Source organism: Pseudomonas sp. ADPe, from assembly GCF_014843515.1.
Classification (GTDB): domain Bacteria; phylum Pseudomonadota; class Gammaproteobacteria; order Pseudomonadales; family Pseudomonadaceae; genus Pseudomonas; species Pseudomonas citronellolis.
Map to the genome: position 1 here is coordinate 5326941 of NZ_CP062122.1, position 21137 is coordinate 5348077.

Annotated in this window: 23 protein-coding genes, 1 tRNA gene and 1 pseudogene; 12 read left to right on the forward strand and 13 right to left on the reverse strand. The window is 62.6% G+C overall.

Features of this window, described 5'->3' with window-relative positions; all coding sequences use genetic code 11:
• Positions 1–2: 2 nt before the first annotated feature.
• Positions 3–1265 carry a restriction endonuclease subunit S gene (locus tag IG194_RS24270; protein WP_160329407.1) on the reverse strand — a complete coding sequence of 421 codons (1263 nt, stop codon included), beginning with the start codon at positions 1263–1265 and terminating at the stop codon, positions 3–5.
• Complete coding sequence (locus IG194_RS24275; RefSeq protein ID WP_058488976.1) at positions 1258–2844, reverse strand: type I restriction-modification system subunit M; 1587 nt, start codon at positions 2842–2844, stop codon at positions 1258–1260. The genes IG194_RS24270 and IG194_RS24275 overlap by 8 nt, the downstream gene beginning before the upstream one ends.
• A 502-nt stretch (positions 2845–3346) precedes the next feature.
• On the opposite strand from IG194_RS24275, the gene IG194_RS24280 reads away from it, so the two are divergent.
• Both IG194_RS24280 and IG194_RS24285 read left to right on the forward strand, forming a co-directional pair.
• The gene (locus IG194_RS24280; RefSeq protein WP_141679842.1) at positions 3347–3682 is read left to right on the forward strand and encodes a hypothetical protein; all 336 of its coding nucleotides are present in this window, start codon (positions 3347–3349) and stop codon (positions 3680–3682) included.
• Positions 3661–4194: pseudogene (locus IG194_RS24285) on the forward strand (transposase). Before IG194_RS24280 ends, IG194_RS24285 begins: the two are co-directional and overlap by 22 nt.
• Here IG194_RS24285 and IG194_RS24290 read toward each other — a convergent pair.
• A complete protein-coding gene (locus IG194_RS24290) occupies positions 4160–4618 on the reverse strand; it encodes a hypothetical protein (protein ID WP_058167250.1) in 459 nt (152 codons plus the stop codon). The pseudogene IG194_RS24285 and the gene IG194_RS24290 sit on opposite strands and share 35 nt — an antisense overlap.
• A gap of 597 nt (positions 4619–5215) precedes the next feature.
• On the opposite strand from IG194_RS24290, the gene IG194_RS24295 reads away from it, so the two are divergent.
• The gene (locus IG194_RS24295) at positions 5216–5362 is read left to right on the forward strand and encodes a hypothetical protein (RefSeq protein ID WP_168190971.1); all 147 of its coding nucleotides are present in this window, start codon (positions 5216–5218) and stop codon (positions 5360–5362) included.
• 245 nt (positions 5363–5607) lie between these two features.
• Here the strand turns inward: IG194_RS24295 and IG194_RS24300 are convergent, their stop codons facing one another.
• On the reverse strand, positions 5608–6009 hold the full coding sequence (locus IG194_RS24300; RefSeq protein ID WP_058488977.1) for a MarR family winged helix-turn-helix transcriptional regulator: 402 nt from the start codon (positions 6007–6009) through the stop codon (positions 5608–5610).
• A gap of 386 nt (positions 6010–6395) precedes the next feature.
• Here IG194_RS24300 and IG194_RS24305 point away from each other — a divergent pair, with 386 nt between their 5' ends.
• Both IG194_RS24305 and IG194_RS24310 read left to right on the forward strand, forming a co-directional pair.
• Complete coding sequence (locus IG194_RS24305; RefSeq protein ID WP_058488978.1) at positions 6396–6602, forward strand: hypothetical protein; 207 nt, start codon at positions 6396–6398, stop codon at positions 6600–6602.
• Positions 6603–6692: 90 nt separating this feature from the next.
• The gene (locus tag IG194_RS24310) at positions 6693–7457 is read left to right on the forward strand and encodes a Bro-N domain-containing protein (protein WP_082996385.1); all 765 of its coding nucleotides are present in this window, start codon (positions 6693–6695) and stop codon (positions 7455–7457) included.
• Positions 7458–7626: 169 nt separating this feature from the next.
• Here IG194_RS24310 and IG194_RS24315 read toward each other — a convergent pair whose 3' ends face one another.
• On the reverse strand, positions 7627–9342 hold the full coding sequence (locus tag IG194_RS24315; protein WP_058488979.1) for a site-specific integrase: 1716 nt from the start codon (positions 9340–9342) through the stop codon (positions 7627–7629).
• A 96-nt stretch (positions 9343–9438) separates the two neighbouring features.
• Positions 9439–9528 (reverse strand) — tRNA-Ser (locus IG194_RS24320).
• 160 nt (positions 9529–9688) lie between these two features.
• Here IG194_RS24320 and earP point away from each other — a divergent pair.
• Both earP and efp read left to right on the forward strand, forming a co-directional pair.
• A complete protein-coding gene (earP, locus tag IG194_RS24325) occupies positions 9689–10819 on the forward strand; it encodes an elongation factor P maturation arginine rhamnosyltransferase EarP (protein WP_058488980.1) in 1131 nt (376 codons plus the stop codon).
• Between the two features lie 43 nt (positions 10820–10862).
• A complete protein-coding gene (gene efp, locus IG194_RS24330; RefSeq protein ID WP_009623501.1) occupies positions 10863–11429 on the forward strand; it encodes an elongation factor P in 567 nt (188 codons plus the stop codon).
• A gap of 561 nt (positions 11430–11990) precedes the next feature.
• On the opposite strand, the gene IG194_RS24335 is transcribed toward efp, so the two are convergent.
• The 4 genes from IG194_RS24335 to IG194_RS24350 all read right to left on the reverse strand — a co-directional run bounded on the left by IG194_RS24335 (position 11991) and on the right by IG194_RS24350 (position 15082).
• Positions 11991–13010 (reverse strand): alpha/beta hydrolase, encoded by a 1020-nt coding sequence (locus IG194_RS24335; protein WP_058488981.1) that lies wholly within the window; start codon positions 13008–13010, stop codon positions 11991–11993.
• A 26-nt stretch (positions 13011–13036) separates the two neighbouring features.
• Positions 13037–13465: an organic hydroperoxide resistance protein gene (locus IG194_RS24340; protein WP_043267177.1), complete on the reverse strand. Its 429-nt coding sequence runs from the start codon at positions 13463–13465 to the stop codon at positions 13037–13039.
• A 147-nt stretch (positions 13466–13612) separates the two neighbouring features.
• Positions 13613–14065: a MarR family winged helix-turn-helix transcriptional regulator gene (locus tag IG194_RS24345; RefSeq protein ID WP_043316076.1), complete on the reverse strand. Its 453-nt coding sequence runs from the start codon at positions 14063–14065 to the stop codon at positions 13613–13615.
• Between the two features lie 45 nt (positions 14066–14110).
• Positions 14111–15082: a LysR family transcriptional regulator gene (locus IG194_RS24350; RefSeq protein ID WP_058488982.1), complete on the reverse strand. Its 972-nt coding sequence runs from the start codon at positions 15080–15082 to the stop codon at positions 14111–14113.
• Between the two features lie 102 nt (positions 15083–15184).
• On the opposite strand from IG194_RS24350, the gene IG194_RS24355 reads away from it, so the two are divergent.
• Positions 15185–15925, forward strand: a complete 741-nt coding sequence (locus IG194_RS24355) for a sulfite exporter TauE/SafE family protein (protein WP_058488983.1) — start codon at positions 15185–15187, stop codon at positions 15923–15925.
• 6 nt (positions 15926–15931) lie between these two features.
• Here the strand turns inward: IG194_RS24355 and IG194_RS24360 are convergent, their stop codons facing one another.
• Positions 15932–16786 carry a LysR substrate-binding domain-containing protein gene (locus tag IG194_RS24360; protein WP_009623491.1) on the reverse strand — a complete coding sequence of 285 codons (855 nt, stop codon included), beginning with the start codon at positions 16784–16786 and terminating at the stop codon, positions 15932–15934.
• Positions 16787–16883: 97 nt separating this feature from the next.
• On the opposite strand from IG194_RS24360, the gene IG194_RS24365 reads away from it, so the two are divergent.
• The 3 genes from IG194_RS24365 (at position 16884) to IG194_RS24375 (ending at position 18909) form a co-directional block, all read left to right on the forward strand.
• A complete protein-coding gene (locus tag IG194_RS24365; protein ID WP_058488984.1) occupies positions 16884–17117 on the forward strand; it encodes a DUF1127 domain-containing protein in 234 nt (77 codons plus the stop codon).
• A gap of 35 nt (positions 17118–17152) precedes the next feature.
• Complete coding sequence (locus IG194_RS24370) at positions 17153–17623, forward strand: DUF3291 domain-containing protein (RefSeq protein ID WP_009623485.1); 471 nt, start codon at positions 17153–17155, stop codon at positions 17621–17623.
• 62 nt (positions 17624–17685) lie between these two features.
• A complete protein-coding gene (locus tag IG194_RS24375) occupies positions 17686–18909 on the forward strand; it encodes a winged helix-turn-helix domain-containing protein (RefSeq protein WP_058488985.1) in 1224 nt (407 codons plus the stop codon).
• Positions 18910–18912: 3 nt separating this feature from the next.
• On the opposite strand, the gene IG194_RS24380 is transcribed toward IG194_RS24375, so the two are convergent.
• The gene (locus IG194_RS24380) at positions 18913–19776 is read right to left on the reverse strand and encodes a universal stress protein (protein ID WP_058488986.1); all 864 of its coding nucleotides are present in this window, start codon (positions 19774–19776) and stop codon (positions 18913–18915) included.
• Between the two features lie 179 nt (positions 19777–19955).
• Between IG194_RS24380 and IG194_RS24385 the strand changes: the two genes are divergently transcribed.
• Complete coding sequence (locus IG194_RS24385; protein ID WP_058488987.1) at positions 19956–20561, forward strand: tRNA-(ms[2]io[6]A)-hydroxylase; 606 nt, start codon at positions 19956–19958, stop codon at positions 20559–20561.
• Positions 20562–20857: 296 nt separating this feature from the next.
• Here the strand turns inward: IG194_RS24385 and IG194_RS24390 are convergent, their stop codons facing one another.
• The gene (locus IG194_RS24390; RefSeq protein ID WP_043267162.1) at positions 20858–21067 is read right to left on the reverse strand and encodes a YgdI/YgdR family lipoprotein; all 210 of its coding nucleotides are present in this window, start codon (positions 21065–21067) and stop codon (positions 20858–20860) included.
• Positions 21068–21137: the final 70 nt, after the last annotated feature.

The following is a 21137-nucleotide window of genomic DNA, read 5'->3' on the forward strand; positions in this document are numbered from 1 at the left end:
TTTTAGGTCGGCATGGGGATATTGGATACGTCGATCTCACCGGAGATTAGCTTGGGGAGGAGAAGATCACGTTGCGCTCGGAGGTTGGCGTTCTTCCTGTAAAGAGCAAAACATAGTGTCAAAAACGGAGTCACGGCCATCTCGAATTGCTCGTGTACCTCATCAGAAGCCCTCAATAACCTGAACTTCTTTATCACATCCTGACTAATGTTTTGCTGCGCAGCGCCGGCTCTGAGATCAATCAGAGCTTGACGCCTGGAAAAAAGACTTAGATAGGCGTAGCCCCACCCGCAACCTTGACTATTTGGCAGGATCGCACAACAGGCCTGATTCGTTGCAGACTCTTCTTGAAGAACTCCCAAACGACCAATAGTCGCGCCATACATAGCAATCAGTACAGTATTGCGAGGGAATAGCTTTGCTGACGATTTTTTAAGCCCCTCCTCACTGATCCTCTCCTCAGTATCGAAGACAGGACAATCCTGGAGTTCTTTTGTTTTTACCCAGCGATAATCACTGCCATAAAACTCAGGATTCTTGCGACTCGGAGTTCCTCCCGACCCTGTTCGGTAGATATCGCCCAATGGAACGAAATCCCAGCCTTCAGGAATGAACCCAAGCTCACTCTCCTTGAACTTCACTCCCTCATACCCCGGAAAGCGGAACTGAACGAACCACTCCTCGTACAACCGCCGCGCCATTTCTTCGAGGATCTCGATGCGGCGCGTGTTGTTTTCGATTAGGTCGTCGTAAGCGGATACAATTGAAGCGATACGGCACTGATGCTCCCAGTCAGGCAAGATTAACTGCATTAGCTTTACATGAGTTGGCCCAAAGTTCGGCTGAGCGGAACCAACCACAAAACGCTCAATCTGACCTCTAAAGAAGTCTGATCTGAGAAAGGCGTACAAATAGTCCGGGTGCAGTTTATTAGAATTGATCGGATGAAACCTAATGACGCTTGTGTTCATCATAATTGGTAGGTGACAAGCTCTGACTCTACCAACCTTCCCATAGGTATTTCCCGAGCTTGCAACAACAACATCACCCGCCTCGACGGCAAAATGTGAATACTTTTGCCTGAACTCATCCAGCGAGATGAACCTACTAGTATTCGATATATCGACAGACCCATCCGAAAGAATATTGGTTACATTGATAACCTTCATTCCCTCTTCAGTCCATTGCCATTTTCTAAGTCCAGGGCCCTCCTGAAAAAAGACATAGTCCTTCAAATCCACAATAGGATAAGGGCAGTTAGTCATTGAAGACTCCTGCATTCTCATAGGCTTTGCCATCTAAGATACAAGATATGTTCGACAAAACGCTTTCTTCCAGCCCCCTTGCTTCAGAACTGAGAGCCTCTAATTCCTCAGCCAACTGCTCCAGTCGAGCAGTGAAATCGATATCCTCAGCCTCTCTAGCAGCAGCACCCACGTATCGGCCAGGATTCAACGACCAGCCCTGTGCTTCAATCTCCTCCCGAGTAGCAACCTTGCAAAGCCCAGGCACATCCACATAGCCATCGCCCAGCCCCTTCTCGGCCAGCAGCTCAGTACTGCCGAGTTCCAGCTCCGGCGCTTGCCCACGGTACAGCCGCACGATATTGGCAAGAAACTCGATCTGTTCAGGCTTGAAGTCACGGTGTGCCCGGTCGATTTGCCGGTAGATGTGGCGAGCGTCGATAAACAGAACCTTGTCTGCGCGCTCGGCATCACGCTCTTTCGCTCGGTCGAAGAACCACAGGGTGCAAGGCAGAGTCACGGTGTAGAAGAAGTTCGAGCCGACCGACACGATCACATCGACTGCACCGCTCTCAATCAGCTTCTGCCGGATCACCTGCTCGCTGCCTCGGGCATCACCTGCCGAGTTCGCCATAACGAAACCAGCGCGACCGTTCTTGTTCAGCGATGCGTAAAAGAGCTGGATCCAGAGGTAGTTGGCGTTGTCGGTCTTCGGTACTCCGAACGGAAACCGCAAATCGCCCTCAAGACGCTCCTTGTCGACACCCGATACGTTGAACGGCGGATTGGCCATAACGAAATCAAAGCGCCCACCATCACGAGTAACTGCCTCGTGAGGGTCTTCGTAGTAGGTGTTAGCAATGCGCACATCACCCGACAGGCCATGCACAGCCAGGTTCATCTTGTTGAGGTTGACCGTGACCTGCTCTTTCTCGGTGCCGAAGATGGAGATTTCTTCCATCGCCGTCTTGTGGTGACGCTTAACGAAGTCAGCCGACTGGGCGAACATACCGCCGGAACCACAAGCCGGGTCGAAGATCCGGCCATGGAACGGCTCGATGATCTCGACGATTAGCTTCACGATGGACTCGGGGGTATAGAAGACCCCGCCTTTCTGGCCTTCCTTCAGCGCGAAGTTGCCCAGGAAGTACTCGTAGACCTTACCGAAAGCATCCCCACTGAGATCCACCGGGCCGAGCAGCTTGATCAGCTCCAGCAGCACCTTGTTACCAAGCTGGACGTAGTTGCGAGGCAGAGCGCCTTTGAGGTCGACATTCTCTTCCTCAACGGCCTTCATGGCTTCGTTGATCGCCAGACCGATAACATCGCCCTCGGTAAGGGTCTGCAGATAGGAGAAGCGGGCCTTCTCTGGAAGGAAGATCACGCCCTCGGCCAGATAATCATCTTTGCTGACCTTGCGGCGACCACCAGAGCCAATCGGCCCCAGCTTCTCTTCGGCAGCGGCGTACATCTTCTCGGCATATCGCAGGAAGATCAGCCCCAGAACAGGCACCGAGAACTCCCCCGGCCTCAACCCCGTGTTGGCCCATAGTTGGTCAGCTACAGCCCACAAACGCTTCTCTACATCTCCAGTGACCAAGGCACATCTCCACGCAGTAATACACAAATGCCGATGAGCTTACTACAGACGAGAGCCAATCAAACGCATGGCTATAACCGGAGCAGACCAGAGTGCCATCACGTGCTCTGCTACCAACGAGGAGCAGCCAGCTTGCCACTAATGCCATATCAGCAAGATCGCAGCACGTTCGACGAAGATCGATTAACACACAGTTATGGAGGACAGAGCGCGCAACCTCGGACGTTCAATCCTCGACCATGACGCTCGGTCATCCCCGCCGCAAACAGCCGTAGGGATGGATTGAGTCAGGGAAAGGCAACAGCCCAGCGAGGCGACCGCCGAGTACCTACTGCTACTTTGAGCTTCAGGCGTACAGCCCCTCTCACTGCCCCGACCAATCGGCCAGCAGTCACGGGTGATGACGAACCTGACATAGCTGGCTGGGAGGTGATGGCACCCAGTCGAGGCTGGCTACCTGCGATGACTCGCGGGGTGTAGCGGTGGATGGCGAAGCCACTCTATGAGTGTCTTTGAGCTGTCCTTCATCCATGGTCATTACCATCAATCCATCAATGAAGAACGAAGCAATGAGACAGCATCAAGCCTGTCTTGCGGAGGACACTGGCAGGTGCTCTTCAAGCTGCACCGCAAGTTGCTCTTGATGCCCACCGATTCTGCTGACACAGGATCGATGATCACCGATGGCGATGTTGTCAGTGATCATCCCTGTCAGTGGCTGTCAGGAAGCGGAAGCATCTCTGTCAGCCCTCCTCCTGCTCATTTTTATGTACCTCCAGATGACTACGCCCAGGAGTCTCCCCATTCGCCTCTGTCATCCATCAGCCCTGGCAGTTGATCAAGGATCTGGCTTCCCCGGAACAGAAAATGAGCCGACCTCGAAGTCATGATCCGCTGGTGCTCAACCGCATCTTTTGGATCCTCCGCTCCAGAGCAGCCTGGTTCTGCCAGAGCGTATCGGCCCGTGGTCGACGTTTTATCAACGGCTCCGTGAATGGCGAGACGACGGCACGCTTGACCGAGTACTTGAGCGCTTGCACGTCCGGATGGATCAGAGGGGTCTGATTGACCTGGGTACGTGGATGATCGACTCCACCACAGTGTGTGCAAACCCAAGCCAGGACCATCCCGACTGTTTGATCATCCGTAATACCGACAGCGGAATATCATCGAGCGGATGTTTGGCTGTCTCAAAGAGAACCGGAGAATCGGCACACGTTACGACAACTCGCAAGGAGTTTTGCCGCAATGGCCGCGCCGGCTTGCACGCTGCGATGCCTAAGGCCGTACTTTCTTATAGAAACCAAGTGCAATCTCAGAGGATGCCAAACTGCAGCTCTATGTGATTGACCAGCGAGTCCGCACCCTGCCAGCTGTGATAAACCTCACGGCTTTCGCCGGTCAGTTTATGGCCAGCCGTGCGGGCCTTCTCGACGAGCTCCGCATAGCCTCGGACAAAGAGGTCGGCGAGTGGTCCGCGGTAGTCGTCATGGACACAGCGCATGGCCGTTAGCAGCTTGCATTCGACTGCACCAACTGGCTCGCCCAGGCTACCCTCCACTGGCAGGCAAAACTCGATCCGGAAGCGGTCGCTGGCATTGTCAGGCAGCTTGTGGGAGACGAACACCCAAGGGCCAGCGACTTGAAGTCCCCGCTCTTGGGCCACTCGTATGATTTCGGCACAACATACCTGCGCTTGCTCGGCGACTTCCGGGATGGACAACTCTTGGCCGATGAAAAGCACCCGCTGTGGGGCAATGACTTTTTCCTTCATCTATAACTCCCTGTTTGCCCGGCAAATCACCACGGGCACTTGCATCCCTTAACGAAATAACCTGTATTGCCTCCGCCCAGCTTTAGCCAATCGAAAAGAGCCATTGCTGACCCGAGCAGCTAAAAAGAACAGAAGTTGCGGCAACATCCTGGCCAGAGGCAGTCCCTGGAACCGCCGATACCGGATACGGCTATCTAGCCAAGTATTATGCCGAATAGGCTCTGCATGATCAAAGGCGGGCGCCCCCGCCACTATGTATCAGCGACTCTTCCTACAGCGACTTTTCGTACAGAACCTAGGCAGCCACTGCTGCCCTGGCTTTGGCTCATGGATGGCATCCAAGCACCAGGGAACTCTTGGGCAAGTCGCCAAGCATCAACCCTGCATCCCTTGCAGATACCCCTCAAACCCAGCCCGTTTTGTCCAGCCGTCCGAGCCGTCCGTGCTTTCCCTGTAGATGGGAGCTGGTGGCATGGATGGAAGGGACTCTGACGGCTGAACAAAAAGGAACATCTACGCCATGAAAAGCAAACGAACTGGCAATACCTACACCCACAAGCCTTTCGACCGTCTCAAGACCCCAGCGGAGGTAGCCTGATGCGTCTACCTGAACTGATCTTCCTGGGCGCCCTGCTTCTCTGGCCTTTGGTTCCCCTGGTGTACCTGCTGTGCATCGCCTGGCAGACCGACTTCAAGCTGGTAGCTCGATCCAAGCAGAGATCAACAGAAGGCTCTCGCTCATGAAGAGCATCGCCAGCGAAGTGAGGAAGACCAGGAGTCGGAGCACTTCGGGCTTGGCTGCGACTGTCGGAGGCACCGCCCAACATCCGCTGCTGAGCGAGATCCTGGCTGCAGACAAGCGCAGATGGAAAGCAGCCCAGCAGATGACTCCGGCTGGCACCAACGAGCAGCAACTGACAGAACCCCCATCACCCTTAACCTGGAAAGCCAGGAGGCCGACCTATCGGCTTGGTGCTGGGGGTTATTTTTTACCGTGCCACCTTCGAGAACGACGACAGTCGAACCGGGTTCATCACTGCCTCGGTCAGGGATAAAGCTAGTTTTTCCCCCTTCTCGGTCAACTGCACGATCTTCCTACGGCGCTCCATCGGATCTGGCGATGCCACTATCAATCCGAGTCCTGGTTTTTCAAGACGATGCCATTCCGACAAGGCCGAGACGTTTCTTGAACAGGACGATTGGGTGATCCCAAGGTTCTTCTGCAGATCCGTCATCGTGCAGCCTGGGTAGATCGCCGAGTAGAGGAACAATGCGATGCCTTGTGCCGGCATCTCTGGATCAATGCCACGGAACTCCTCAATCGCCTTGAAAAGCTGGACAAGTGCATACCGGTCATAGGCCAGGGCGTGCTTGCTGAATGGGGGCTCCATACACCTCACGCTCCATCCTTGCCGAAACAGAAACCAGTGCTATTCCAGGCCAGCTCAAAGCACCTCGGCACTCGGATATACACGTCACCGATGAATAAGCAAAAGCGTGCTTTCCCAATAGAGATGCTGAAGCCAAATTGACTACCGATCATTGGCTGAATCCTCCGATTCATTTTTCAGATTCGCTACAGATAGCAAACCGTATCGGGGCGCTTCAACGTTCCCACTTTCGCGTTATTTACAGTGCTGAATTAAATGCAAAACCCAATAGTTGGCAGCACCAGTCCGTACAAGGGCTGCAGCGGTATCGCGCCCCAACCGGCCAGCCCCACTAACCGCACACGCATAATTCGCCTCTCGGCCTTACCTCCCGACGAGAGGCCCGCATGATCCAGCTCAACAAGATCCTCAAGTCCTTCCAGAAGGTCATCGACCAGCTCGAACAACTGACCGCCGCCAACAACGTGGAGGTCAGCCGCAACACCGAGCAGATCGACCGACTGCAGGAGAAGAACCTGCTCCTGATCGCAGAAGCCCAGGCAGCCAAGGAGACCGCCGAGAACCTGAAAGCCCTGGTCGGCCCAGCCCTCTGACTTTTTTCCACGATCACGGAAAAACCCTCACTACAAGCGACACCCATAGCCCGCCTCTGAGCGGGCTTCGTCTTTTCTGGAGGACAGAACATGAGCAACGTGAGCATCTATAAGTTCGAGAACAAGGCTGATATCCGTGTACTGAGCGTCAACGAAGCACCCTGGTTCGTTGCCGTCGATGTGTGCCGAGCACTCAATCTGGCCGAGCATCCGATGGGAGGATTCGGTCATCACCTCAAAGGTCTGGCTGACGATGAGGTTACCCCCATCTCAAAACTGGGGGTAAAGCTGCCGGGTAAAGGCATGGGCAACGCGCGGGCTGTAGCCGAGTCCGGCCTGTACAAGCTGATCATGCGCTCGGACAAACCCGAAGCCCGCCGTTTCCAAGACTGGGTAACCCGCGACGTACTCCCGGCCATCCGCAAGGACGGCGCCTACATCATGGGCGAGGAAAAGGTAGCGACCGGCGAGATGGACGAGGACGCCTTCGTCTTGAAGGCCATCGAGATTCTCCAGCGGAAGATCGACCGGCTGTCCAGCGAGAACAAGCAGCTCACCACCGAGCGTGACGGTCTGTCGTCTGTGGTCGGTCAGCATCGCCACACCCTGGCCCGCTTCGCCCGCACTCTGCCGGGCATCAACATCAACTCCGTGAAGCGCGACCTGATGCGCCTGGGCTACCTGTACCGCACCCCGGCGTCCTACCGGGTGTACCGCCGCTTTGCCCACCTGCTGGAGGAGAAGATCAACGAGGACTTCGGGAAGATCGAAATCTACCCGACCGAGGAAGGTAAGCGCCTGATCACCGTCCTGGCTCAGGAAGGCAAGCTCACCAAATTGAAGTCCGCAGTATGAGCGAGTGGGTGCAAACCCACTTGCCTTGTCCCTGTGGCCAATCTTCTGACGCCTACTCCATCAACGACAAAGGTTGGGGGAAGTGCTTCTCGTGCGGGAAGAACTTCAACGAAGTAATTGCCCAGAAGGTGCATAGCCATACGGTCATCGCCGATGAGCTAGCCTGTGGTTAGCCTTCTGTTGTCCCTTGCGGTAGCAGCCCTGCGGTCCTTGCGATGCTCGGGAACTTCTCCAGCTCGCTGGCCATCCTGCATAGCGGATTGCTCCCGTAGGTAGCACCCACGTTGGGTGCCGCGTGCCCGGTGATCCAGTCGCTGACAGCAGTCTCGATTCCCACCTCCCGGCACAGCGTCTTGAAGGTATGGCGGAAGCCGTGAGAGGGGCTGGCCTGGCTGTCCAGTTTCACCACTTCTTTCAGGTACTTCGCCCAAGCCTTGCCGACTGCATGGCCGTAGCCGTTATCCGGGTGCTCCTCCAGCTTCGGGAAGAGACGCCCTGAAGCCGCTAGGCTGTTGCGGTAGTCGATGAAGCCCAGCGCCAGCAGATCGGCATGAAGGGGAACCTTCCGGCGGCTGCTGAGGGTCTTCACGGTTTTCCCCTCGCCCGGCGCGATGGACAGGTACCAAATGCCGGAGTCGTCATCCTGGCGCACATCGGCAACCAGCAGTTGAGCCAGCTCCTCCCGGCGAGCACCCGTATAGATCATCAGCAGGGGCAGCCAGTAGAGCGCCTGACCGAAGTCGGAGCGGGGCGGCTGCCAGTTCCCGGTGAACAGGGGACTGGTGAAGATAGTGGCCAGTTCAGAGCGGCTGTAGTGCTTGTCTTCTGCATCCCTGGTCTCGGCTCTGCGGGCGGCCTTGGCGATGCCCCGAAGCATCCCAGAGGCAGAGATCGGCTCTTCGTCGATGGCATCGAGGCGCTGTGCGGCGAAGTTCAACACTGCAGACATGGCCCGTAGTTGCTTCTTCACGGTGGCCAGTCCAGCAGTGGGCAGACCTTCGACCTCGGCCTTGGCGATCTGCTCAGGGGCGCTCAGTCCACGGATACCTTCGCCCTTGGTGGGCAGCTTGCTGAGGGCAGTCCTGAACTCCTGACACAAAGCACGGGTGATCCGATCCACCGGCAGGTCACCGAACAGCTCGATGAAGCGGGTGATGGTGGCCCCGAACTCCGAGATCGTCTTGTTGGTGCTGCGGGTGTCGCCATCGGTGAGGCGCTTGTCATCGGCCCAGGCACTGAAGACCTCCGACAGCCTCGGCCCGGAGCGGGTAGCCTGTTGCGCCTTCTGCTCGACAGCCAGAGGCTTCTCAGCTGCAGGAAGCTCCAGAGACTCCCTCCAGTTCCCTGTAGAGCGGGTGAAGGCTATCTGGCAGAGGTCGTGCCAGCGAGCGAAGAAGGCATCCACCAGCGCCCTGGAGGCCAGCTCCTGATCGTCCGGCATGGGCAGGTTGTGCTCTGCCAGTGTCGTCTTGAGGAACTCGATGATGGCCGCCTTGCGGGCCTTGGGGTTGCTGCTGTCCACAGCATCACAGGCGAGGGTAAGGTCGCTGCTCTCGTCGGATTGGATCAGGAAGTCCTGCACTGCATCGGGGTTGGCGTCCCAGAAATCCATTACGTCCTGTGCCCAGCGATCAGCGAGCTTGGGTGCATCGGAGGCGAGGACTCGTGGTTGCCCTGCGAGTTGGTCTCGGGCGGCAGCGAAGGTTTCCTCGCACCGGGCGAGTTCGGAGGCAAAGCGGGGGCGGGCTGCGGAGAAGTCTCGGGTTCTGAGTGAGACCTTCCACTCGCGGCGACCGATGATCTTGCGGATGTCTGCGGGGACTTCACGGCGGAAGTAAAGAATCCCCGACTGAGGATGCTTCCACGGTTTTGTCATGGCGTTCATCTGTACCACCTCTCTGTACCAATGGACGAAAGGCGGTAGGGCTGTATAACGAAAAAGCCCCTGATTCTCTAAGAAAATCAAGGGCTTATCGGAAAGTGGCGGTGAGGGAGGGATTCGAACCCTCGATACGGTTTCCCGTATACACACTTTCCAGGCGTGCTCCTTCAACCGCTCGGACACCTCACCAGGGTTTCGACAGCGCTTGTCTGTCGAGGCGCGCACTTTACTCAAAGGTTTTCCGAAAGGCAAATGTTTTTTCAACGGATTCATCGGCTTAAGGACGTCGAGGGGAAACCGGGGCGGCCCGCCTTGCTAAACTGGCGGCTTCCTTCCAAAGGCGAGTGCGATGGCGAGCTGGGACATCTTCTGCTGCGTGGTGGACAACTATGGCGACATCGGCGTGACCTGGCGCCTGGCCCGCCAGCTCGCCGGCGAGCATGGCCAGGCGGTGCGCCTGTGGGTGGACGACCTGAATGCCTTCGCGCGGCTGTGCCCCGGGGCCGATCCAGCGCTGCCCGGCCAGCGCCAGGCGGGCGTCGAAGTCCGCCACTGGCCCGCGCGCTGGGAAGACACGCCGGCCGCCGACGTGGTCATCGAGGCATTCGCCTGCCCATTACCGCCGGCTTACGTGGAGGCCATGCGCGAGCGCGCCGTGCCACCGCTGTGGCTGAACCTGGAATACCTCAGCGCCGAGGACTGGGTGGCTGCCTGCCACGGCCTGCCTTCGCTGCAGGCCAACGGCCTGCAGAAGTACTTCTATTTCCCCGGGGTGCAGCCGGGCGTCGGCGGCCTGCTGCGGGAGGCGGGGCTGCTCGAGCGGCGCCGGGCCTTCCAGGCGGACGACGCCAGCCGCCGGGCATTCCTGGCCTCCCTTGGCGTGGAAGTGGAGGGTAGGGAACGTCTGATTTCCCTGTTCGCCTACGAGAACCCGGCGCTGGCGCCCTGGCTGGACGCGCTAGCGCAAGACGCGCAGCCGACGCTGCTGCTGATCCCCGAAGGGCGGGTGCTGGGCGATGTCGCCGACTGGCTGGGCCTGCCGGGACTGGCTCCGGGCGACCGCCATCGGCGCGGCAACCTGCGCCTGCAGGTCTTGCCGTTCGTCCGCCAGGAGGACTACGACCTGCTGCTGTGGAGCTGCGACCTCAACGCGGTGCGCGGCGAGGATTCCTTCGTCCGCGCGCTCTGGGCGGGGCGGCCATTCGTCTGGCACATCTACGAGCAGGAGGAGGGCGTGCACCTGGAGAAGCTGGACGCCTTCCTCTCTATCTATACCCAGGGCATGGAGCCCGGGCTCGAGGCTGCCCTGCTGGCCTACTGGCACGCCTGGAACGGCCTTGGCAATGCGGCGACGGCCTGGGCGACGCTGCAGAAACGGGCTGGAGCCTGGCGGGAATGGGCGCTGCGCTGGAGCGAAAAGCATGCCGCACAGCCGGATCTCGCCGCGGGGCTGGTGCGTTTTTATACAAATTGGCTATGATACGTCCCCTGTTTTTTGTCTCCAATCCAAATCGGATATTCGTATGAAAACCGCTCAAGAGTTCCGCGCAGGCCAGGTTGCCAACATCAACGGCGCCCCCTGGGTCATCCAGAAGGCCGAGTTCAACAAGTCCGGCCGTAACAGCGCCGTCGTCAAGATGAAGCTGAAGAACCTGCTGACCGGCGCCGGCACCGAGACCGTGTTCAAGGCCGATGACAAGCTGGAACCGATCATCCTCGACCGCAAGGAAGTGACCTACTCCTACTTCGCGGACCCGCTGTACGTCTTCATGGACAACGAGTTCAACCAGTACGAGATCGAGAAGGGCGACCTGGAAGGCGTGCTGACCTTCATCGAAGACGGCATGACCGACGTCTGCGAAGCGGTTTTCTACAACGACAAGGTGATCTCCGTCGAACTGCCGACCACCATCGTTCGTGAAATCGTCTACACCGAGCCGGCCGTCCGTGGCGACACTTCCGGCAAGGTCATGAAGACCGCCCGCCTGAAGAACGGTGCCGAGCTGCAGGTTTCCGCGTTCTGCGAAATCGGCGACTCCATCGAGATCGATACCCGCACCGGCGAGTACAAGTCTCGCGTCAAGGCTTGAGCCTTCGCGTGATGTGAAAAGCCCGGCAGATGCCGTAGAGCTTTTCACTCAAGAAAGAATGCCGTTTCTCTGCCTGGGAGAAACGGCATTTTTTCATTCGCGAGCTCCCCGCCACGCAGGCCCGAACCAGGCGCCGCCGGGCGTAGGAGCAACTGTCTTGCCGGCTGCGCCGAGGTGCGCCTCAACGCATGGGGTGAGCCTTGGCGAAACCCATGCGGTCGTGGTGATGGGTATCGCTTCGCTCAACGCCATCCTACGGGTCTTGTGTTCGCCGGAGGGGGTAGGAGCGGACCTTGTCCGCGATAGCCGGACGTATCGGCGCGTTTCGCGGATGAGATCCGCTCCTGCGCTGCCCCAGCCGCGCCATTCCCCCTGTAGGAGCGCGCCCTGCGCGCGAATCGCGGGCAGGGCGCGCTCCTACAAGTTGCCGGGAAGGACTCCGTCCGCGATTGGAACCACCGGCCACGCCGGACGCCCCGGTGGCACGAACTGCCCCCTCTCCCTTCGGGAGAAGGCTGGGGTGAGGGGGCAGATGCCGGGCCTTTTCGGTTCTGGCGCGGGTTATTTCAGGTGCGCCTTCAACTCCTCGCCAGCCTGGCGCATGGCTGCCTGTACGGCGGGCACCTTGGCCAGCGGGTTGAGCAGGCCGTAGTCGTGGATCATGCCGTTGTAGCGCGTGGCGGTGACGGCCACGCCGGCGGCGTCCAGCTTGCGGGCGTAGGCTTCGCCTTCGTCGCGCAGCACGTCGAACTCGGCGGTCTGCACCAGTGCCGGCGGTAGGCCTTTCAGTTGCTCGGTGCTGGCGCGCAGCGGCGAGGCGTAGATCTCGGCGCGCTGCTTGGCGTCGGTGGTGTAGCTGTCCCAGAACCACTGCATCATCGGCTTGGTGAGGAAGTGCCCCTGGGCGAACTGGCCGTATGAGCCCGTTTCGAAGCTGGCGTCGGTCACCGGCCACAGCAGGGCCTGGAAGCGCAGCTTCGGTGTGCCCTTGTCCTTGGCCATCAGTGCGACCACCGCGGCCATGTTGCCGCCGACGCTGTTGCCGGCCACCGCCAGGCGCGCGCCGTCGACGTCGATTTCCTTGCCGTGCTCGGCCACCCACCTGGTGGCGGCGTAGGCCTGGTTGATCGCCACCGGGTAATGGGCCTCGGGGGAGGGCGTGTAGTCGACGTACACCGCCACCGCGCCGGAGTTCACCACCAGGTCGCGGATCAGCCGGGCGTGGGTCGGGTAGTCGCCCAGCACCCAGCCGCCGCCGTGGAAGAACATGAACGCGGGCAGGGTGCCCTTGGCGCCTGCCGGGCGCACGATGGTCAGCCTGATGCGCTGGCCGTCGGCCTGGATGGTCTTCTCGCTGACCTGGGTGCCGGAAAGGTCGACCTTCACCGAGGCCTGGGCGCCGCTCAGTACCGCGCGGGCGTCTTTCGGCGACAGGGTTTTCAGAGGTTTGCCGCCGCTGGCCTGCAGGGCTTCGAGGAAGGCCTGGGTGTCGTGCTGCACGCCGGGGCTGCCGGCGGCGAAGGCGTTGCCGATGGCCAGGGCGAGCAGGCTGCCTGCGAGGGTTTTGCTGAGCGCTTTCATGTTCGGGTCTCCTTGGGGTGCGTGGGTCAGACTGCGATGTTCAGGCGCACGTCGATGTTGCCGCGGGTGGCGTTGGAGTACGGGCAGACCTGGTGGGCCGCGGCCACCAGTTCCTCGGCGATGGCGCGCTCCAGGCCCGGCAGGGCAATGTTCAGTTCCACTTCCAGGCCGAAGCCGCCGGGGATCTGGCCGATGCCGACCTTGCCGGTGATGGAGGCGTCGGTGGGCAGTTGACGCTTGCTCTGACTGGCGACGAACTTCAGCGCGCCGATGAAGCAGGCCGAGTAGCCGGCGGCGAAGAGCTGTTCGGGGTTGGTCGCGGCGCCGCCCTGGCCGCCCAGTTCGCGCGGGGTGGTCAGTTTCACGTCGAGGTTGCCGTCGGAGGAGACGGCGCGGCCGTCGCGGCCTCCGGTCGCGGTGGCAGTGGCGGTGTAGAGGGCTTTGATGGTTTGCATGGCGGTGTCTCCGGATGTCTGTTTGTCCGTTAAAATTTTGCGCACTAACCAAGTGCGTGAGGCAGAAGTTAGTCCTGAGTTATTTTGCGCGCAAGATATTTATTGGAAGAATTCGCGATAAGGTATTCGCGATCCTGGAATAAGCGCCTAGTCCGAGCCTTGCAGGCTGCCGCGCAGGTCCACCAGTTCGTTCTTCAGCCTGCCCAGTTCTTCGAGGGACAGGCCGCTGGCGGCGAGGATGCAGGCCGGGATGCTCTCGGCCTGCTGGCGCAGCTCCCGGCCCTTGTCGGTCAGGCGCAGTTCGACCACCCGCTCGTCGCTGGCGCTGCGCTTGCGGGTGATCAGGCCTTCGCCCTCCAGGCGCTTGAGCAGCGGGGTGAGGGAGCCGGGGTCGGTGAGCATGCGCGCGCTGATCTCGCCGACGGTGATGCCGTCCTGTTCCCAGAGCACCAGCATGGCGATGTACTGCGGGTAGGTCAGGCCCAGTTGCTGGAGCAGGGGCTTGTACACCTTGGTCATCTGCAGCGAGGTGGAGTAAAGGGCGAAGCACAGCTGGTTGTCGAGCTTGAGCGATTCGCAGGCGTCCTTGGGTTGGCTCATGACGGGCCTCCGAATAGATGATTGCGCCTTAATTTAGCGCGCTGGCTATTTCTTCGCCAGTTCCTTGCCTGCCAGGTGCGCGGCGAGGGCGCTGTCCCAGGGTGGCGGGAAGCCGAAGCGCGCGACGAGGAAGGCCAGCAGGCGCTGGCTGCGCGGGTGGGTGCCGCGCTCCAGGCGCAGGGCGTGGATGCCGCCCGGTTCGGCTTCCGGCAGGCCCGGCTCGCAGAACAGCGGCTGCAGTTCGCCGCGCACCAGGTATTCGCTGCACAGCCAGGTCGGCAGATGGGCCATGCCGAGCCCCTGCAAGGCGCCTTCGACCAGGGTTTCCGCGTTGTTGGCGGTCAGCCGCAGGCGCCGCGGGCGCAGGTGCTGCAGGCGCCCGTCGACGGCGAAGCGCCAGGCCAGCGGCGGCGCCAGGCCTTCCCAGTCCAGGCCGACGTGCTCGGGCAACTGCAGCGGCGAGGTCGGCCGGCCGTGGCGGGCCAGGTAGTCGGCGCTGGCGCAGACGATGCGGCGCATGGGCGCCAGCGGCGTGGCCACCAGGCGGCTGTCCGGCAGCGGGCCGATGCGCAGCACCAGGTCGACCTGGCCGAGGTTGTCGCCCTGCAGGTCGGTGAAGCTGTCGATCAGGCGCAGTTGCACGTCCAGGCCGGGGTTGGCCTTGAGGAAGTCGGCGATGGCCGGTGCCAGGTGGCGGCGGCCGAAGGGCACGGGCGCGTCTATGCGGATCAGGCCTTCGGGCGCGGTGCTCAGCGACACCGCCTCGGCGCGGGCCTGGCGCAGTTCTTCGACTATGCGCCGGGCGCGCTCGGCGAAGGCCAGGCCCGCCGGCGTGGCGCGCACCACGTGGGTGCTGCGGGCCAGCAGCGGGCTGCCGAGGCCGCGTTCGAGGGCGTCCATGCGCCGCGCCACCGCCGAGGGCGTGAGCTGGCGCAGGCGCGCGGCGGCGGAAAAGCTGCCGCTGTCGAGCACGTCGAGGAACAGGTCCAGCTGGTCTTCCAGGGCGGTGGGAGTCATGGTGCTTGCCTATGCGTAAAGCGCAAAGCCATTGTGCTGGGCTTTGCGTTTCCCATCCAGCGGCGGTTTTCTAGCATGGTCTCGACGTATTTGGAGGTTCGCATGCTGGAGATGGGGCTGGATTTCGTCCTGGGGTTGGTCCTGGGTTGCCTGGGCGGGTTGTTCGGGATCGGCGGCGGCCTGCTGGCGATCCCGGTGCTGGGCGTGCTGTTCGGCCTCGACCAGCAACTGGCCCAGGGCACGGCATTGGTGATGGTGGTGCCCAACGTGCTGCTGGCGCTGCGCCGTTATCACCAGCGCAATCGCATCGATCCCGGCCAGGCGGCGGTGCTTGCGGTGACCGGCCTGCTCTGCGCCTTTCTCGCCTCCAGCCTGGCGCTTCGTATCGACGCGGCGCACATGCGCACGGCCTTCGTGGTGTTCCTGCTGGCCCTGGCCGGCTACCTGCTGCTGCGCCAGCGCAGCGAGGCGCAGCCGCGCGAGGAAACACCGGGCCTGCCCTGGTTCGCCGCCCTCGGCCTGGGTGCGGGTTCCCTGGGCGGGCTGTTCGGGGTGGGCGGCGGCGTGCTGGCCACGCCGGTGCTGACCTCGCTGTTCGGCTTCACCCAGGTGGTGGCCCAGGGGCTGGCCCTGGCGTTAGCCGCGCCGAGCACGGCGATGGCGCTGGGTACCTATGCGCTGCATGGCCACGTCGACTGGCGCATGGGCGCTTGCCTCGCGGCCGGCGGCCTGCTGAGCATCTCCTGGGGCGTGAAGCTGGCCCACGCGCTGCCCGAGCGCGCCCTGCGCTTCGCCTTCAGCCTGTTCCTGGTGGTTTGCGCGCTGCTCCTGCTGCGCCAGTGAGCCGGCTCAGGCGGCGAAGCCTTCGACGATGTAGTCGGCCAGCTTGTCGGTGACCGGCGACTGCCGCGCCGGGTTGCGCAGCAGCACGATGCTCGCCGAGGGCAGGGCCGGCAGGCCTTCCTCCTCGCCGATGATGCGCAGGTTGCCGGTGAGCAGGCTGCGCAGCTGGGCGGTGACCGCCAGGCCCGCGCTGGCCACGGCGAACAGCGCCGAGAGGCTGGGGCTGCTGTAGGCGATGCGGTAGTCGATCTCCAGCGCTTCCAGGGCGTTGCAGGCCCAGGCGCGGCAGAAGCAGGTGGTGTTGAACATCGCCAGCGGCAGCGGGCGCTGTTCCTGCGGGCAGAAGCTTTCCGCGGCCATCCAGACGAAGGGCTCCTGGCGCAGCAACTGGCCGATCTCGGTGCCCGGCTCGCGGGTGACTATGGTCAGGTCCAGGTCCTTGCGGGTGAGCAGTTGCGAGGAGCTCTCGCAATGCACTTCCACCTGCACCAGCGGGTAGGCCTGGGCGAAGCGCGAGAGGATTTCCGGGAGGAAGCGCATCACGTAGTCGTCCGGCGTGCCGATGCGCACCGCGCCGACCATGTGCGGCTGGCGCAGGGTGTTGAACACCTCGCCCTGCAGCCGCAGGATGCGCCGCGCGTAGCCCAGCAGCACCTGGCCTTCGGGCGTCAGGCGCACCTGGCGGCCGTCGCGCTCGAACAGGGTGCGTTCCAGCACGTCTTCCTCCAGGCGCTTCATCTGCATGCTCACCGCCGACTGGGTGCGGTTGACCACCTCGGCGGCGCGGGTGAAGCCGCCGTGGTCGGCGATGGCGACGAAGGTGCGCAGCAGTTCGCTGTCGATGCTGGGGAAGGCGCTCATACATCAATCTCCAAGATGGGATGCATAAGAATGATTCGTTGGATTGATCTTATGCCCGGCGCGAGACTGGTGCCAACCCCACAGGGAGGACGACACGATGAAAGCGCAATTCGGTTTCGTGATGACACCCTCGGCCTTCACCCGCCGGCACGCCGGCGCGGCCTTCTGGCCGCGCCTGCTGGGCCGCATCCGCCGCTGGCGGGAACTGGCCCGGCAGCGCGAGCAACTGGCCAGGCTCAGCGATGCGGCGCTCAAGGACATCGGCCTGAGCCGCGCCGACATCCTGCAGGAGGCGGAAAAGCCCTTCTGGATCGACCACCTGCGTCGCTGATCCTCTTCCATATCCACGAGCACAAGGAAAGGCCCATGCCGCAACGCTACCACCTGGCCCAGGTCAACATCGCCCGGGCCAGGGCTCCCCTCGACCACCCGCTGATGCAGGATTTCGTCGACCAGCTGGCGCCCATCAACGCCCTGGCCGAGGCCAGCCCCGGCTTCATCTGGCGCCTGCAGGACGAGGCGGGCGACGCCACCGGCGTCCAGGCTTTCGACGACCCGCGGATCATCGTCAACCTGTCGCTCTGGGAATCCCTGGATGCGTTGCGCGACTATGTCTATGGCGGCGAGCACCTGAGCGTGCTGCGCCGGCGCAAGGACTGGATGGAGAAGCTGCCGGGGCCGAGCCTGGCGCTCTGGTGGCTGCCGGCCGGGCAACTGCCGAGCCTGGCCCAGGCCCGCGCGGCCTTGCAGCGCCTGGCCGAGCACGGGCCGAGCGCCGAGGCTTTCAGCATCGCCCGGCCGTTCCCCGCGCCCAGCGCGCGAGCCCTGCCGGCCTGATGTCGGCGCTGGCGGCTTTGGCGTAGGATCGAGGGCTTCGATCCAGCCGGCAGGAAGCGCCCATGACCGACAGCCTGTCCCTCAAGCAAGCCCGCCGCCTGGCCCTGGCGGCCCAGGGCTTCGCCAGCCGGCGGCCGCGCGCCCAGGTGCAGCGCCGGCACCTGCAACAGGTGCTGGAACGCCTGGGCGTGCTGCAGATCGATTCGGTCAACGCCCTGACCCGCTCGCACTACCTGCCGCTGTTCTCGCGCCTGGGCAGCTACCCGCAGGCCCTGCTGGACGAGGCGGCCTGGAGCGCCGGGCGCCACCGGCGGATGTTCGAGTACTGGGGGCACGAGGCATCCCTGCTGCCGCTGGAACTCTATCCGCTGATGCGCTGGCGCATGCGCCGCGCGGCCGTGGGGCAGGGCATCTACAAGCAACTGGCGCGCTTCGGCGAGGAACGCCGCGAGGTGATCGAGCGCGTGCTGCAGGCGGTGCGCGAGCAGGGCGCCCTGGGCGCCGGCAGCCTGACCACCCGCAGCGAGCGGGCCGGCCCCTGGTGGGACTGGAGCGACGAGAAGCACGCCCTGGAATGGCTGTTCGCCGCGGGCGAGGTGACGGTGGCCGGGCGCCGTGGTTTCGAGCGGCTGTATGACCTGCCGGAGCGGGTGCTGCCCGCCGCTGTGCTGGATGCGCCCGAGCTGGATGCCGAGCAGGCCCAGCGTGGCCTGCTGTTGCACGCCGCGAACGCCCTGGGCGTGGCCAGCGAGACCGACCTGCGCGACTACTTCCGCCTGGAGCCGGCGGACAGCAAGGCGCGCCTGGCCGAACTGGTCGAGGCCGGCGCGCTGCGCCAGGTGCGCGTGCAGGGCTGGTCGCAGGCGGCCTACGTCGCCGGCGAGCCGGTCATTCCGCGCAAGGTGGCGGCCAGCGCGCTGCTGTCGCCCTTCGACTCCCTGGTGTGGGAGCGCACCCGCACCGAGCGGCTGTTCGACTTCCGCTACCGCCTGGAGATCTACACCCCGCAGCACAAGCGGGTCTACGGCTACTACGTGCTGCCCTTCCTGTTCGACGAACGCTTGGCGGCGCGCATCGACCTGCGCGCCGAGCGGGCGGCGGGACGCCTGGCGGTCCATGCCGTGCACGAGGAACAGCGGCCGCTGGGCGAGGAGGGGATGCTGGCGCTGGCCGGCCAGTTGCGCGAAATGGCCACCTGGCTGGGCCTGGAGGGCGTGCATGTGAACTGCCGCAAGGCGGAGGGCGTCCGCCTGCGGGCGATGCTCGGCGCCGGGGCTGGCGCCTAGCTGTCAGGCCTTGGTCGCCAGTTCGTCGAGGTGGGCGATGACTTCGTCCGGCTTGAGCACCAGCACGTCGCTTTCCAGGGCATCGAGCACCACCTCGGCGGTGTTGCCGATCAGCGCGCCGGAGAAGCCGGTGCGCGCCACGGTGCCGATCACCGTCACCGCCGCGTCCAACTGGTGCGCGGTACGCGGGATGAGCACGTCGGCCGGGCCTTCCTCGATGTGCAGGTGCTGGTCGTCCACCCCGTACTCGGCCTGGAATGCCTTGCAGGCCTCGCGGTAGCGAGCTTCGATGGTCTCGCTGAGCTGGAAGGTCGGGTCGGCGGCAGACAGCATCGGCGAGGGGTGGGCGCTGATCACGTGCAACTGGCCGTGGGTCAGCCCGGCGATGTCGTAGGCGTGGCTGACGATATTGGCGTGCAGCGCGTGGTGCTCGGCGTCGTTGTTGCCGACGTCGACCGCGGCGAGGATGTTGCGCCCGGCCCAGGGCGTGGCGCTCTTCACCAGCAGCACGGGGGCGGGGCAGTAGCGCAGCAGCTTCCAGTCGTCGGGGGTGAGCAGCGCCTTCTTCAGCGGGCTGTCGGGGTGGTGCTGCTTGACCACCAGGCCGCAGCCTTCGGCCTGCTGCTCGGCGATGATGGTGGCGTGCAGGCTGTCGTGCCAGGCCTGCCGGCAACTGCTGCTGTAGCCTTCCTCGCGCAGGCTGGCGGTCAGTTCCTCCAGCCGGGCGCCGGCATCGCCTTGCTTGCTGCAGGCCAGCAGGTGCAGGTGGGATTGAGTGACGCTGGCGATCAGCTTGGCGCGTTTGAGCGCCAGGCCGTCGGGCTGGTCGGGGGCCACTACTACGAGAATGCTGCGGATGGCTTGCATGGTCGTCTCCCTTGGCACTTGCCGTTGCTTTGCAGCAACTGTAGACGCGATCCGGCCGAGCGGTTCTTGAGGTGCATCAAGTGTGGCGCTGGCCGTGCGCCGCTGCATTCGTATAATGCTCCGCCTTTGGCCGCCGGCGAACCCTTTTGCGCGGCGGCGATGAGTGACTGGAGCCCGTCATGTTGTCCGAAATCCACGAATTCCTCGGTTGCGCCACGCCCGATGCCTGGGTCGAGGCCGCCTTGCGGGACCAGGAAGTGCTGCTGATCGACCACAAGAACAACGAGTTCAAGGCCGCCAGCACCGCCCTGGCGCTGATCGCCAAGTACAGCGCCCACGAGGAACTGGTGAATTTCATGTCGCGCCTGGCGCGCGAGGAACTGCGCCACCACGAGCAGGTGCTGGCGATCCTCAAGAAGCGCGGCATTCCCCTGCGGCCGATCTCCGCCGGCCGCTACGCCTCGGGCCTGCGCGCGGCGGTGCGCAACCACGAGCCGCACAAGCTGGTCGACACCCTGATCGTCGGCGCCTTCATCGAATGCCGCAGCTGCGAGCGCTTCGCCGCCCTGGTCGACCACCTGGATGCGGACCTGGCGAAGTTCTATGGTTCGCTGCTCAAGTCCGAGGCGCGGCACTTCCAGGGATATCTGGCGCTGGCGCGGCGTTATGGCGATGAGGCCGATATACAGCGGCGGGTGGAGCATATTCGTGGGGTCGAGGCGGGTCTCATCAGCTCGCCGGATGGGGAGTTCCGCTTTCATAGTGGTGTGCCGCAGGTGGCTTGAGGCTTTTGGCTTTCAGGTTGGGGTGAAGGGGCTCGGTGCTACCGGATAACCCAGCGTGGCCGGCGGGCCCAATCGCGGACGGAGTCCGCTCCTACACCTCCGGGAAAGCACGGTTTTTCGTAGGATGGCGTTGAGCGAAGCGATACCCATCATCACGACCGCATGGGTTTCGCCAAGGCTCAACCCATCCTGCGAAGAGCGCCTCGGTGCAGCCGGCAAGACAGTTGCAAAGCACGGGCGTAGGAGCGGACTCCGTCCGCGATTGGTGGATAACGCCCCATGCAATGGGGGCGCCTTCAGCGCTCGATGATCTGCCGAATCTGCGACTGCGGAATCATCTGCTCCTTGCCCTCGGAATCCTCGAAGCGAATCATCCCGCTGGCCTTGTCCAGCTTCGGCTTGTTGTCGGTAGTGATCATCTGCCCATCGGCGGTACTGATGATGTACTCGCTGGAACAACCGGCGAGGGCGAGCAGGCAAGCGGCGAGCAGCAGGTGTTTTTTCATGGCGATCCCGGACGATGCGGCTATGGATGGATTGAGCATAGCTGCTGGCCCGGGGCCATGAGGTTGATCC

Coding starts and splice junctions, on each gene's coding strand:
- IG194_RS24315 (WP_058488979.1), bottom strand. CDS start 9,342: ATGAACGCCATGACAAAACCGTGGAAGCATCCTCAGTCGGGGATTCTT.
- IG194_RS24360 (WP_009623491.1), bottom strand. CDS start 16,786: ATGAGCGCCTTCCCCAGCATCGACAGCGAACTGCTGCGCACCTTCGTC.
- IG194_RS24355 (WP_058488983.1), top strand. CDS start 15,185: ATGCTGGAGATGGGGCTGGATTTCGTCCTGGGGTTGGTCCTGGGTTGC.
- efp (WP_009623501.1), top strand. CDS start 10,863: ATGAAAACCGCTCAAGAGTTCCGCGCAGGCCAGGTTGCCAACATCAAC.
- IG194_RS24365 (WP_058488984.1), top strand. CDS start 16,884: ATGAAAGCGCAATTCGGTTTCGTGATGACACCCTCGGCCTTCACCCGC.
- IG194_RS24375 (WP_058488985.1), top strand. CDS start 17,686: ATGACCGACAGCCTGTCCCTCAAGCAAGCCCGCCGCCTGGCCCTGGCG.
- IG194_RS24380 (WP_058488986.1), bottom strand. CDS start 19,776: ATGCAAGCCATCCGCAGCATTCTCGTAGTAGTGGCCCCCGACCAGCCC.
- IG194_RS24350 (WP_058488982.1), bottom strand. CDS start 15,082: ATGACTCCCACCGCCCTGGAAGACCAGCTGGACCTGTTCCTCGACGTG.
- IG194_RS24345 (WP_043316076.1), bottom strand. CDS start 14,065: ATGAGCCAACCCAAGGACGCCTGCGAATCGCTCAAGCTCGACAACCAG.
- IG194_RS24290 (WP_058167250.1), bottom strand. CDS start 4,618: ATGAAGGAAAAAGTCATTGCCCCACAGCGGGTGCTTTTCATCGGCCAA.
- earP (WP_058488980.1), top strand. CDS start 9,689: ATGGCGAGCTGGGACATCTTCTGCTGCGTGGTGGACAACTATGGCGAC.
- IG194_RS24310 (WP_082996385.1), top strand. CDS start 6,693: ATGAGCAACGTGAGCATCTATAAGTTCGAGAACAAGGCTGATATCCGT.
- IG194_RS24280 (WP_141679842.1), top strand. CDS start 3,347: ATGAGTGTCTTTGAGCTGTCCTTCATCCATGGTCATTACCATCAATCC.
- IG194_RS24340 (WP_043267177.1), bottom strand. CDS start 13,465: ATGCAAACCATCAAAGCCCTCTACACCGCCACTGCCACCGCGACCGGA.
- IG194_RS24335 (WP_058488981.1), bottom strand. CDS start 13,010: ATGAAAGCGCTCAGCAAAACCCTCGCAGGCAGCCTGCTCGCCCTGGCC.
- IG194_RS24270 (WP_160329407.1), bottom strand. CDS start 1,265: ATGACTAACTGCCCTTATCCTATTGTGGATTTGAAGGACTATGTCTTT.
- IG194_RS24370 (WP_009623485.1), top strand. CDS start 17,153: ATGCCGCAACGCTACCACCTGGCCCAGGTCAACATCGCCCGGGCCAGG.
- IG194_RS24305 (WP_058488978.1), top strand. CDS start 6,396: ATGATCCAGCTCAACAAGATCCTCAAGTCCTTCCAGAAGGTCATCGAC.
- IG194_RS24295 (WP_168190971.1), top strand. CDS start 5,216: ATGCGTCTACCTGAACTGATCTTCCTGGGCGCCCTGCTTCTCTGGCCT.
- IG194_RS24390 (WP_043267162.1), bottom strand. CDS start 21,067: ATGAAAAAACACCTGCTGCTCGCCGCTTGCCTGCTCGCCCTCGCCGGT.
- IG194_RS24300 (WP_058488977.1), bottom strand. CDS start 6,009: ATGGAGCCCCCATTCAGCAAGCACGCCCTGGCCTATGACCGGTATGCA.
- IG194_RS24385 (WP_058488987.1), top strand. CDS start 19,956: ATGTTGTCCGAAATCCACGAATTCCTCGGTTGCGCCACGCCCGATGCC.